This is a genomic window from Moorena sp. SIO3B2 (assembly GCF_010692525.1).
GTDB classification, from domain to species: Bacteria; Cyanobacteriota; Cyanobacteriia; order Cyanobacteriales; family Coleofasciculaceae; genus Moorena; species Moorena producens.
The window spans coordinates 1-10,101 of record NZ_JAAHHE010000229.1 but is presented as its reverse complement, the minus strand read 5'-3'; the positions used below and the strand labels follow the sequence as shown (position 1 = coordinate 10,101).

16 protein-coding genes and 1 pseudogene are annotated in these 10,101 nt (G+C 42.0%); 7 read left to right on the top strand and 10 right to left on the bottom strand.

Annotated elements, in window-relative coordinates; genetic code table 11:
• The first annotated feature begins 176 nt into the window (after window positions 1-176).
• Together F6K38_RS28950 and F6K38_RS28945 are read left to right on the top strand one after the other, a co-directional pair.
• Window positions 177-623, top strand: coding sequence for a tellurite resistance TerB family protein (locus F6K38_RS28950; protein ID WP_008178085.1), 447 nt, complete (start codon window positions 177-179; stop codon window positions 621-623).
• 245 nt (window positions 624-868) lie between these two features.
• Window positions 869-1,027, top strand: a complete 159-nt coding sequence (locus tag F6K38_RS28945) for a hypothetical protein (RefSeq protein ID WP_154659644.1) — start codon at window positions 869-871, stop codon at window positions 1,025-1,027.
• Window positions 1,028-1,169: 142 nt separating this feature from the next.
• Here F6K38_RS28945 and F6K38_RS28940 read toward each other — a convergent pair whose 3' ends face one another.
• Entirely contained in the window at window positions 1,170-2,240 is a 1,071-nt protein-coding gene (locus F6K38_RS28940) for a hypothetical protein (RefSeq protein ID WP_008178089.1), read from the bottom strand.
• Window positions 2,241-2,551: 311 nt separating this feature from the next.
• Here F6K38_RS28940 and F6K38_RS44465 point away from each other — a divergent pair.
• Both F6K38_RS44465 and F6K38_RS28930 read left to right on the top strand, forming a co-directional pair.
• Window positions 2,552-2,799: pseudogene (locus F6K38_RS44465) on the top strand (UPF0175 family protein).
• The gene (locus F6K38_RS28930) at window positions 2,792-2,986 is read left to right on the top strand and encodes a PIN domain-containing protein (protein WP_008178093.1); all 195 of its coding nucleotides are present in this window, start codon (window positions 2,792-2,794) and stop codon (window positions 2,984-2,986) included. The pseudogene F6K38_RS44465 and the gene F6K38_RS28930 overlap by 8 nt, the downstream one beginning before the upstream one ends.
• 13 nt (window positions 2,987-2,999) lie before the next feature.
• Here F6K38_RS28930 and F6K38_RS28925 read toward each other — a convergent pair whose 3' ends face one another.
• The gene (locus tag F6K38_RS28925) at window positions 3,000-4,118 is read right to left on the bottom strand and encodes a type III secretion system chaperone family protein (RefSeq protein WP_287358516.1); all 1,119 of its coding nucleotides are present in this window, start codon (window positions 4,116-4,118) and stop codon (window positions 3,000-3,002) included.
• 133 nt (window positions 4,119-4,251) lie between these two features.
• Between F6K38_RS28925 and F6K38_RS28920 the strand changes: the two genes are divergently transcribed.
• Both F6K38_RS28920 and F6K38_RS28915 read left to right on the top strand, forming a co-directional pair.
• Window positions 4,252-4,557 carry a type II toxin-antitoxin system Phd/YefM family antitoxin gene (locus F6K38_RS28920; RefSeq protein WP_502709610.1) on the top strand — a complete coding sequence of 102 codons (306 nt, stop codon included), beginning with the start codon at window positions 4,252-4,254 and terminating at the stop codon, window positions 4,555-4,557.
• Window positions 4,529-4,846, top strand: coding sequence for a Txe/YoeB family addiction module toxin (locus F6K38_RS28915; RefSeq protein ID WP_502709608.1), 318 nt, complete (start codon window positions 4,529-4,531; stop codon window positions 4,844-4,846). The genes F6K38_RS28920 and F6K38_RS28915 overlap by 29 nt, the downstream gene beginning before the upstream one ends.
• A gap of 37 nt (window positions 4,847-4,883) precedes the next feature.
• Here the strand turns inward: F6K38_RS28915 and F6K38_RS28910 are convergent, their stop codons facing one another.
• The 6 genes from F6K38_RS28910 to F6K38_RS28885 form a co-directional block, all read right to left on the bottom strand.
• A complete protein-coding gene (locus tag F6K38_RS28910) occupies window positions 4,884-5,219 on the bottom strand; it encodes a XisI protein (RefSeq protein WP_287358511.1) in 336 nt (111 codons plus the stop codon).
• Between the two features lie 50 nt (window positions 5,220-5,269).
• Window positions 5,270-5,467 carry a hypothetical protein gene (locus F6K38_RS28905; RefSeq protein ID WP_287358508.1) on the bottom strand — a complete coding sequence of 66 codons (198 nt, stop codon included), beginning with the start codon at window positions 5,465-5,467 and terminating at the stop codon, window positions 5,270-5,272.
• Window positions 5,468-5,625: 158 nt separating this feature from the next.
• A complete protein-coding gene (locus F6K38_RS28900; RefSeq protein ID WP_502709609.1) occupies window positions 5,626-5,844 on the bottom strand; it encodes a type II toxin-antitoxin system HicB family antitoxin in 219 nt (72 codons plus the stop codon).
• On the bottom strand, window positions 5,831-6,049 hold the full coding sequence (locus F6K38_RS28895; RefSeq protein ID WP_287358504.1) for a type II toxin-antitoxin system HicA family toxin: 219 nt from the start codon (window positions 6,047-6,049) through the stop codon (window positions 5,831-5,833). The genes F6K38_RS28900 and F6K38_RS28895 overlap by 14 nt, the downstream gene beginning before the upstream one ends.
• A gap of 93 nt (window positions 6,050-6,142) precedes the next feature.
• The gene (locus F6K38_RS28890; protein WP_287358502.1) at window positions 6,143-6,484 is read right to left on the bottom strand and encodes a XisI protein; all 342 of its coding nucleotides are present in this window, start codon (window positions 6,482-6,484) and stop codon (window positions 6,143-6,145) included.
• Complete coding sequence (locus F6K38_RS28885; RefSeq protein WP_287358500.1) at window positions 6,472-6,888, bottom strand: XisH family protein; 417 nt, start codon at window positions 6,886-6,888, stop codon at window positions 6,472-6,474. The genes F6K38_RS28890 and F6K38_RS28885 overlap by 13 nt, the downstream gene beginning before the upstream one ends.
• A gap of 48 nt (window positions 6,889-6,936) precedes the next feature.
• Here F6K38_RS28885 and F6K38_RS28880 point away from each other — a divergent pair, with 48 nt between their 5' ends.
• On the top strand, window positions 6,937-7,083 hold the full coding sequence (locus F6K38_RS28880) for a hypothetical protein (RefSeq protein ID WP_287358498.1): 147 nt from the start codon (window positions 6,937-6,939) through the stop codon (window positions 7,081-7,083).
• A gap of 9 nt (window positions 7,084-7,092) precedes the next feature.
• Here F6K38_RS28880 and F6K38_RS28875 read toward each other — a convergent pair whose 3' ends face one another.
• Together F6K38_RS28875 and F6K38_RS28870 are read right to left on the bottom strand one after the other, a co-directional pair.
• Window positions 7,093-7,632: an SMI1/KNR4 family protein gene (locus F6K38_RS28875; RefSeq protein ID WP_287358496.1), complete on the bottom strand. Its 540-nt coding sequence runs from the start codon at window positions 7,630-7,632 to the stop codon at window positions 7,093-7,095.
• A gap of 18 nt (window positions 7,633-7,650) precedes the next feature.
• Window positions 7,651-10,101, bottom strand: a 2,451-nt coding sequence (locus F6K38_RS28870) for a DNA/RNA non-specific endonuclease (protein WP_287358495.1), incomplete at its 5' end; no start/stop codon positions are given.

Below are 10,101 nucleotides of genomic sequence, written 5' to 3'. Positions count from 1 at the left end.
GGAGATTGACTCTAGTTTATCGGTCAGATTAACCAGATTAACTATAGCCCTGCTTGAGGTGAAAGAGAAAACTTTGGCAAAGTCTAGTCACAAGTTCAGTATTTCTACTAATTCCGTTTGCGGTCACCAATGTCATCTTGGTATTAACTAAGGTACTTTTCCAAGAGACAACAACAATGGGTCTGTTTGACAAAATTTCAATTAGTCGTCAACACAGCCAAATAACACTCGGACCAGCTGAAGCCTTTGCTGCGATCGCATTAATTGCTGGTGCTGCTGACGGATACGCGACTAATTCTGAGGTCCAAGCTATTATTACTGCCTTATCTCGCATGCAGCTGTTCAGGAGCTACTCAGCTGATGTAATGGCAAGAATGTTTGAACGACTTTTGATGCTCCTCCAGCGGCAAGGTTCTGAGCCTCTTCTTAGTGCAGCCCTAAAATCACTCCCCTATGAGCTACAAGGAACAGCCTTTGCGCTCGCCACTGATATTATTTTAGCAGATGGAGAAATTACCGATGATGAAGAAGAGTTTTTAAACGAGCTTTATCATGCTTTAGAGATATCAGAAGAAACGGCTATAAAAATTATAGACGTAATGTTAATTAAAAATCAAGGGTAATAGGATTTTTCGTTTAATTAACAATTACTAACTTAATTAAGTTTGACAAAACTGGCTAAATCTATTTAGTTGAGGGTTCACTGTTGAAAGTGAACCCTCAACTGTTAATTGTGATCTGATCTAAATTGTGATCATCTGGCACTTTATAGAATTACTAACAGATTCACTTTCTAGTATCCCAACTGTACTTCACAAGAACCAGTCAACGCACTGTATTTGGTTCCCTAGGATTGCCACAGCGATTGATGTCACGAGTACAGGGCACACCAATATCAGCCGGATCTAGTACACAAGGGCCAATGGGTTGTGCGATCGCAGGGGTTGCGCTACTTATAGCAGAAGTCAGAAGTCAGAAGTCAAACTCTTGCGCTTACAAAGGGTGTGAGACTTTTGTCATGTCCTAACTGCCCTGGCGACTGCTATAAAAACAGTTGTGCCGCTACCAACAAAGCGCACAGGACTTTCAACGCTTGGTCGAATTTGAAGTCCATGCCGTTTTTGAGAACCTTTAAGATTTTCATAACCTAACTTATCTCTAATGTTGAGTTAAAAACATCCTTCTACCCATGCCACTTCCGGTAGTTTACCAGCGCGGAAAGTAGTTACCTTACCCTCTGGATTGGTTTCAAAAATCAATCGATAATTTTTATCTGAACTATCCGTTGGTACGAAGGTTGCATATTTACCACCCGGTACATATTGATGGGGTTCAAGTTCTATTTTGTTACCATATACAGACATGACTTTCTCTAATTTATCCCCCACTTTGATACCGCTAATGGTGCTAATCTGGGGAGAACGTGTGTCTACCCTGGCAATTTTTCCTTCTATTGCCATAAACCACAGATTTTCTATGCCTTCTGGCTGAGATATTAAGCAACCATAGTCTCTTCGACTACTAGCGTCTTCTGGCAGTAGTTTAACTTGGCCAGCCTGGGATGCTTCTTCCAGCGTCATGCCCACGGTGATGGGGCCAATGCCATTAATTGCTATTTTAGATTTAGTAGAAAGTCTTTCTCCCTTGCTCCCAGTCTTCAAACAGAGGTTTTCACCACTTAAGTCCCCAAAACAATTGCCGTCTTTGTTGAGGATAACTACCGATTTGATAGTTGAGAACTGTTTGAGGGTAGATTCAATAGCACTGGTAGCTCTGGCATCATAGCCTACCCCAGGGGAAGGAATGGCACGGCAAAACTTGAGGGTGGCGGTTTCTGCTGCAATAGAGAGGGTAAAATCTTTGCCACAGTTGGATTGACCCTTAAGTTGTAGTGCTTCGGTGAAACCAATTTTAGTTTCTGCTTTGGTCGGACCAATAATCAACTGTTCAATGGCAAAAGTAGCCACTGCACGACTAGTGGTGCTTCTGACTACAGGTTCCACATACCTAAAATCCTGATTACTTTGAGGTTGCTTGGGAAAAAAAACCTTAACGTTTTTTTGCTTAGGAGTAGTTTGAGTTTGGGTAGGAGTTGGGGATATTTCTACTTCTGTTATAGGAGATGGAGAGGAAGTGGATGTATCTGGTGGCGGTGTCTGTTGTTCATTACAAGCATTGAGACTCAAGTATGCCAAGAGTATGCTACTCAAGAGTATAGTTTTAGATTTGTGTAGATCCATTGCGCACCTCGACGTTATCCTTGTTAAAGTTAATATAGCGTTTTTTATCCTAATGAGGTGCAAATAATTTTTACCTTCTTACCTGTTCCCTGTTCCCTAAAATCCATGAATTGTGTACCTCATAGCACTGACATGCTCCCTACGGACTATATAGCAATTCTATATCCCATAAGGTACCTATTATCCCCCTAAATCCCCCTTAATAAGGGGGACTTTGAAGTTGATAAGCGTACCTCATAACTGCAAGAAACGCTATACCTTACTTATTAAATAAATGCTATAGTTATAGCAAAGTAGCTTTCCCCTTGATTATGTATCAAGTTACCCTATCTGTTCCAGAAGAAACCGCACAGGCTTTAAACCTAACACCACACTAGGACAAGAATTATGTTTAAGTGCTGCGATGAAACTTTATGAATTAGGTAAACTTTCCTCTGGTGCTGCTGCTCAACTAGCTGGTATTGAGCGAGTAGTTTTTTTATCTAAGTTGAGTGACTATGGTATCAACACTTTCAGATTAACAGAAGCGGAATTAACAGAGGATTTAGCGAATGCCTAATGTGATTGCTGATACCTCACCAATTCAATATCTCTATCAAACAAATTTACTGGATTTACTACCACAACTTTATGGATCGGTTATTGTACCTCAAGCTGTGGCGAATGAATTAGCTGCTCTAGTATTTCGTCTTGATTACTCCACACGAATGGCTGTTTTGAAACTTGCTGGTGAATTATCTTGGTAAGCCTATTTCTGTCCTAACCCTCAATCCGCAAAATCGCTTCTTTCACTTCGACCTCTGATTCAATTACTGCCATAATTCCCGGTAAATATTCATCCATTGTCATCACGTTAGCATAAGCTATTGGTTTAATTAAAGCCAAACTAAGATTGTCCTCTTTTACATCAATGCTGGTTTTGTAGCGGATTTCTCCATCGTCGAAATCGAATTCAAAATTACCCATAATCATGCCATAGTTGGCGCGAGTGATAAATTCTGTGATGGCTAGGCGCTTGTTTTCTGGAGCCTTAACGGGGCAAATTGAATAAAATACAAATTGTCTTTGTTCTTCTCTGGCTTGGGCGTAGCAAGTCCATTGTCCATTTTCACCCCGGAATAAAAGACGCAAGGCTGATGTTTCTGGGATCTTGACAAATTGCCATTGGTCTGATTCAAAAAAGTTAACTATTGCGGTAAAGATTGATTGGTTTGTGGTGGTATCTTCTTCTGTGTCGGAGAATGTTTCATCAACTAATTCGTTGAAAATGCTGCTAATTCCTTCAAGAAATTCAGAGGTAGCGTTTTGGGTAGCTTCAGCTAAGTTGGCTTGGGTCCATTCTTGGAAAAAGTTAACAATTCCTGCGGAAAGTTCTTCGCTGGTAGCTTCTGGGTCGTTAATGGTGGAAGGATTAAGGTAATTCCAGAAGGTGTTATAACCCACTTCACCGTTGGGTTGTTGCTGTTTGACGGATAAGCATAGCCAGCTTTCGGTGCTGAGTAGTTTGTTTGTTAAGGGGTTTTCGGGTTGTTGACAAAGCTGAAGCAGGTAGTTAGCAGCTTCTTCTGCGGTGGAAGCTTTTTCTAATAGCTGTGGCAGTAAATCCGGTTGGAGAGTGGTTTCAATTTGGATATCACCACTGGGGAGAAAGTTACCACCACTCATGGGTGCCCGTACTTCTGGTTTGAGGTTGAATAGTTTTTCGGTGTCGATGCGGTGGTAAAGTTCGGGGGTTACCTGGAAGGTAAGACGACATTCGATGATTTGGTGGTTTTGTTTGGTGAGGGATAGGGAAGTTGTGTGGATGGTTAAGGGATTGGAGGAGTCATTTAAGGTTAACTCTTTGCCTAAAGGGAAGTTTTCAATATGGTTACTCATAACAATTTAAAATTCAAAATTCAAAATTCAAAATTTAGAAAGTCAGATCAGGTTTTGATTTCCAGGAAAGCATCTGTTGCTTGATTTGGGATACAGTGATATAATAGATTTACGTAAATCTTTACATAAATTGATGTTTGATTACGAAATCACATCTCCAACGGATGCTAAAAATAACTTTTTTAAGTTGTTGGATATAGTTGCACAAAATAATCAAGTATATATCATCAATCGTCGTGATGGTGAGAATGTTGCTTTGATTACAGAATCGGATTTGAGGAGTTTGGTTGAGACAGTTTATCTATTAAGAAACTCTACTAATGCAATTCGCCTGCTGGATGCAATTGAGGAGTCTAAGACTGGAAAAATCAAACCTCAAACCATTGAAGAACTTTACTCTGAATTGGGAATTGAGCAAGAAGAAGAAGAAAAAGGCTGAATCCGATCAAGTAAAGCCAGTGGTTGTTAATCGCAGTCCTGGTTTTAGTTCTAGGTTTAAGGAAGATTTGGCTTGGTGGTTCAAGCACGATTTTAAAGTCGCGTCGAAAATTTTGGATTTGGTTACTGCTGTAATGGACAATCCATTTGAGGGCATTGGTAAACCAGAACCATTAAAGTATATGGATGCAAATATTTGGTCACGACGTATTGATTTAGAGCATCGGCTGGTTGATCGGGTGGGAAGTAGTCAGATTGATTTTCTGGCTTGTCGGTATCATTATGAGTAGTGGTTTTGTTGGGTTTTATTTTTTAAACCAATTTCCTCTAATTCACTGCAAATTCAGTATATTGACGTACAGCAGGTTCTTGAAATGCTAGTACAATATCGGTCTTTGGTACTCCCAATTTGACCAGTTCGTTGGCAAAACCAATTTCAGTTCCATCATGATGTATCCAAATTTTGGCATTTTTGATGCTGAAATGTAGAACACAACCATACATGGGTTGGCGGTTTTTCCAACCAGTGTAAACAACTTGATAATGGTCGTGGTCTGAGTCAAATATTAAGGCCGCTTCAACATCTTCATCAGATGGACTTTTACTGGCATAGTCACTCAGAAGTTGTTTGATATATTGGCGATACTGGATTATTTTTTCCATTCTAAAATCACCTCTTCGGATGGATCATAAAGCAATAGACTGAAAGGTACCTATCTAAAGCGGTTTGCTTCAATGTTGCCAATAATGTCATCTATCAGGTCAGGGGTATCAGATGCCATTCCCGCAAAGTCCATGAAATCAACAGATGATCGCTTTGCTTTGAGAAAACGCAGGAAGTTAAGCACTTTTTTAATCACAGGTGACGGAACAGTTTCCAGTTCTTTGAGCAGTTCTTGTTTTGGTGTCATGGCGATCGCTCCATAGGTTGCTTTCTATTGTAAGGCTCAGTAGATGGAAAACTCTGATCTTGTAGGTTAAGCTGTAGAAGGGCGCACCCTACAAGATCAGCGATTAGGCCAAAGGGCTACGCTACGCGATTGACCGTAGGTCACGCTACGCGAACGCACTACGCTGCTTTACTAATAGTTGGTTCAGGAAGAGTTTCACCTGTTTTTTGATAGGCTATTACCAAAGATTCTAAGGCTTCAGTTCCATTCTTTACTGCTTCTTCATAAGTTTCTCCATGAGTCCGCCATTTTTGTCCGGGGAAGTCGGGGAAACCAACTAAAAAACAATTATCTTCTTCTGACCATTGAATTATCATTTGATATTTAAGTTTGCTGATCATTAATGTTACCTTCTACTTCATCAATAGCTTTTTTTACATTATTTTCTTGATAGGGCTTAGCATCGTTTCCGTCTTTACCTGAAACTGTGAGTTTCCCAGCATAAAGAGGATGTATCCAGTTTGTATGGCTTCCTTTACCTGGTATTTCTCTAAAACCCGCTTGGCGAAGCATTTGTTTAAGAACCCTGATTTTTTTGGGCATTTACTAGAGATTTTACATATTTCCTATTTTATCTAAATCAAAATGATTACTCATCATTATTATAATTAATTTTATTGTTAAGCCAATCCACTACTAAGCCACTCCGTAGCCTGTGTAAGGACGTTTATAACTGGGATGTAAACCGAGAATAATGTCTGCTTTAGGTATACCCATGTCCACCAAATCTTGCGCCAAATCAGCTTCTGTCATGTTTCGCTGAATCCAAACTTTGCCATCTTTGATATCTAAATGGATGAAACAGTTGTAAACTCGTTTGAGTCCATCCCAGCCGATATCTAAAAGTTGATAATGGTCATGTTCTGTGTCAAAAATAAGTTGACACTCTATCTCTGAATTTGGATTATTCGCTTCTAAGGTGGCATGATTAGTTAATAGGTGGCGGATGATTAATCGGTAGTTTTCTAGTTTTTCCATTGGATGACTACCTCCTCAACAGGATTATATATGAGCAATTTTACTTGATAAAACTTGACTGCTTCTTGGGTGAACTTTTCCTGGAAGAATGATTGAAATGTGTCAACAGGTACTGCAAGATACAGTATTCTATCTGATTCGCTCATTTGTAATGCTAGGCGATAGTTTAAAAATTGACCGAGTGCAGCATGAAAATCTGTAATTGCTGAAGTATTGAGGAAACTTTTTATTTCAACTGCTATCTTCCGTTCTGCTTTTTGAGCTGCGATAACTTTATCTGCTGCTAAATCTATCTCAAGTTTGACACCTTCAATCTTAATTTTTAGAGGATCTGCTGTGATGATCCAATCGTCTTTTAGGAGTGCTTGTTTTACAGCGTCATGGAATAGGTCTTTAGCAGCCATTACTTTGTCTACAATTTATAGTACTATTTTCCTTCAATAGTGAGCGGGATGCATACGCTAGCAAAGGGAAACCATAGTAACGTACCGTTATCGATTCGATTGCTTTGGCGCGTTACGCTGTCGAAGGGCGCACTCTACAAGATCATGGGATTAGCCCAAAGGGCCACGCTACGCGATCGCACTGGTTTTAGTTAACCTTTTGGTTCAAGGGTTTTTCGGTGGCAAAAACAAAGTATTCTTATCAAGGAAGTCATAGGGGATAATCTTACTCTCAATATTGCCCAAAATGAGGTTATACAAGAAGCCTGTTACTCCATATGAGTACTCTTCATAATTAGTTCCTCTAGCTTCATGTATGACTACTTTCCAGTCTTCTGGTTCACCAGACATACACCAGAATAATACATCCCCATTATCTGTAAGACCCCATGGCAACAATCCTTCTGGCTCTGGGTAGATGGGATATGGGCACTTTTGACCAAACTGCTTTTGTAGCACCCTAATTGCATCTAACTGAGTCCCAATCTGATGGGGTAAGTTTAAGTTTTCATTTTCAGAAAATGGGTTAAACACCCACAAAAATTTGCCAATACATCCTGTACCGAAGAGGTTGATATAGTTTTTGTAGTCCTTGGGCAAGGTTGTTCCTATTTCTTGCTCGACTCCATGCCATTCCTCAATTCTACCCTGTTCAAATGGAGCGTCTGGAGGAGACATCACTTGACAGAGTGACTCTAGCGTCATTGATTAATCTCCTAGTTGTTACTTGCGATTGGGGATGGAGACAGATAAAGAAAATCCTCCATCACCTCTTGCTTGGATAGTAACACCAATAGGCATTGGTTCCGAACCATTGTAAACAGGTGTAACCCTATAGGTGACTATTTGTCCACTTTCGACAGCTTGTCGGACTTGAGCTTCGTATCCCCTCATTATGGGTGTGTTAACTGGAGTTTGCCAGAGAGTAACAAGATTAAGGGGGTCTCTTCCTGATCCACCCAGCTGGTTACCCAGTAGATGACCTCGTGCATGTCCCACATCCCCACCTTGGAAGCCTGGTGGGCGGATACTTGAACTAGCGGTTGAACCTTCTGGTATGGGCAATCCCAGTGTGGCTCGAATGCCTGTTGGACGCCCATGTGCATCAAATGACCCATAGTTGATCCTGGTTGCACCGCTAGTGTAAAGCTTCCATCCCTGCTGTTGGTTGAAAGTGTTAACGGGTTTGGCAAAACTATTATTACCTACCTTTACTTTGATGAGCTGGGTATTACTAAGGGTAAAAAACTCTTGGAATTTACCAACAGTCCAATTTCCATTAGCATATATCCGCACTAACTCTCCAGATGACAGGTTCGGTATAGTTGAAGGGGTAGTAGCTGGAGCTTGCTCTGTAGTATCCTCTGTTTCACCAGTAGACGTTTCACCCTCCACAGTAATTGGGTTATTACTATTGTCAGGATTCATCCGAGCATATACTCGCCAATCTTCCCCAACCTGTTCAGCTCGCAATTGGGTAAAGCCGTACTGCCTGCGAAGATTTGCCAAAGCGGCATCTATCTCTGCTTGGTTTAAGGGATCGGACTGCGATCGCCTCCCTAATGCACCCAGAGCCTCCATGCCCTGTAACCAACGTTGTTGTACATTGGGAGCTGGTACTTCTCCCTCACCAGTTTGCTGTTGTCCTTGGGCTGGTTGGGGAGGCGGTGCGCCTTGGGAATCGGTGAGGGTGGGTTCTGGATTCGCTCCAGTAGTTGCATTTTCTTGCCATTGCCCTTGCTGTTCTTGTTCCCCTTGATTACCTGATGAAACTTGGTCATTCATTAAATCGGTCATGAAGCGGTCAGCATTGAAGTCCACTTCCCCAAACTGAATTTCTGGCAGTTGATCCGAACCAATTACATAATCTACATCAGCACCAATACCGAATTCTCCGGGCAAGGGATATTCTAATTGACCGAGGGGCCAAGTCCACTTCTTGTCAGGGGCTGGTGACCACCAGGGGCTGTCTAGTTCTACAAATAAGTCACCCCCTAGTCCCAAAAACGGCTGGGCGGCTAGTTCTAAATGACCATTGAGATAAAATTCTCCCTGTCTACCTGCTTCTGGGTCAGCTTGTTCTCGATAACCAATGGTCGGTGTGGCTTCTACATATCCCTGGACTCCCGCTAGGGCGTTAATCCCTGCTCCAGCTTTGATATCATGACCTGCTAGTTCTACTCCTGCACCCCCTTCACCCCGCAATCTTAAGCCAGCGAAGGCAGAAATATTCAGGGTTGCGGCAATGCTAAAACGGTTGAATACTTGGGGATCGGTGGAGTAAGTGCCATCAACTTGAATATTATAAATCTTGCCCGGTCCTAGTTTGGCCATGGCATCCATGCCTAGATTGGCAAATAGGAAGATATTACCCACTAAGGGAACACCGTACAAGGTTCTGACTTCGACGGTAAACAGGCGTTTAATGTAGTCCTTTTGGGGGAAGAGTTCTATTTCCGCAGGGGGGGCAATCTCACCGACCACGGTAATGTGCCCTTCATTATCAATAATTACCTGTGCCTGACCAGTCATCCATTCGGTAAAGGCAAAATTAAGCACACCCCAACCGGCCAAAGCCCGTTCCCCTGGTTGAGGTCGCCCATCGGTTTCCCCACTGGCTTCTTGTGCTGCTGCTTCTACTGCTTCGGGTCCGAGTTGCTGAAGGGCAACGTTGCGGGCGGTATTGGCATCGGTGACTAATAAATTGATTTCGCCATTGAATTTCTCGGTGGTGTAGCCCACAGTGCCGTGAATATCGACGATGCCATTGAGGAAATTAGCAGTAACATTGCCAGAGAAGTTGGCAAAATTGACGGGAACTTCTACATCACCACTCAGATTACCCTGGTCGTCCCGTTCTATATTGATTTGACTCTCGCTTAGTCCCCTCACACTTACGGTAGCGTTGGCGTTGAAGGTGACGGAATCATTGGCTAAACCAAGGTTTCCTGTACCATCGAGAAAACCACCAAGTTTAAAGCTAAAGTTCTCTACTCCTAGATTAAATACGCCGTTTGCCAACTGGTTCTGGGTGTTGGGAAAATGGTTAATGTCCATACCTAACCATCCCAATGTTTCACTTTGTTCCTTGATGGTATTTACTAACTGTCTTGGGTTGGCAATAAAGCTGTCTCCATTGGCGATGGTGGCGTAACCGGAGATAGTATTATTCCT

Excerpts from the sequence above, each read along its gene's own strand:
- F6K38_RS28950 (WP_008178085.1), top strand. The coding sequence starts at position 177 with ATGGGTCTGTTTGACAAAATTTCAATTAGTCGTCAACACAGCCAAATA.
- F6K38_RS28945 (WP_154659644.1), top strand. The coding sequence starts at position 869 with ATGTCACGAGTACAGGGCACACCAATATCAGCCGGATCTAGTACACAA.
- F6K38_RS28940 (WP_008178089.1), bottom strand. The coding sequence starts at position 2,240 with ATGGATCTACACAAATCTAAAACTATACTCTTGAGTAGCATACTCTTG.
- F6K38_RS28930 (WP_008178093.1), top strand. The coding sequence starts at position 2,792 with ATGCCTAATGTGATTGCTGATACCTCACCAATTCAATATCTCTATCAA.
- F6K38_RS28925 (WP_287358516.1), bottom strand. The coding sequence starts at position 4,118 with ATGAGTAACCATATTGAAAACTTCCCTTTAGGCAAAGAGTTAACCTTA.
- F6K38_RS28920 (WP_502709610.1), top strand. The coding sequence starts at position 4,252 with ATGTTTGATTACGAAATCACATCTCCAACGGATGCTAAAAATAACTTT.
- F6K38_RS28910 (WP_287358511.1), bottom strand. The coding sequence starts at position 5,219 with ATGGAAAAAATAATCCAGTATCGCCAATATATCAAACAACTTCTGAGT.
- F6K38_RS28905 (WP_287358508.1), bottom strand. The coding sequence starts at position 5,467 with ATGACACCAAAACAAGAACTGCTCAAAGAACTGGAAACTGTTCCGTCA.
- F6K38_RS28895 (WP_287358504.1), bottom strand. The coding sequence starts at position 6,049 with ATGCCCAAAAAAATCAGGGTTCTTAAACAAATGCTTCGCCAAGCGGGT.
- F6K38_RS28890 (WP_287358502.1), bottom strand. The coding sequence starts at position 6,484 with ATGGAAAAACTAGAAAACTACCGATTAATCATCCGCCACCTATTAACT.
- F6K38_RS28885 (WP_287358500.1), bottom strand. The coding sequence starts at position 6,888 with ATGGCTGCTAAAGACCTATTCCATGACGCTGTAAAACAAGCACTCCTA.
- F6K38_RS28880 (WP_287358498.1), top strand. The coding sequence starts at position 6,937 with ATGCATACGCTAGCAAAGGGAAACCATAGTAACGTACCGTTATCGATT.
- F6K38_RS28875 (WP_287358496.1), bottom strand. The coding sequence starts at position 7,632 with ATGACGCTAGAGTCACTCTGTCAAGTGATGTCTCCTCCAGACGCTCCA.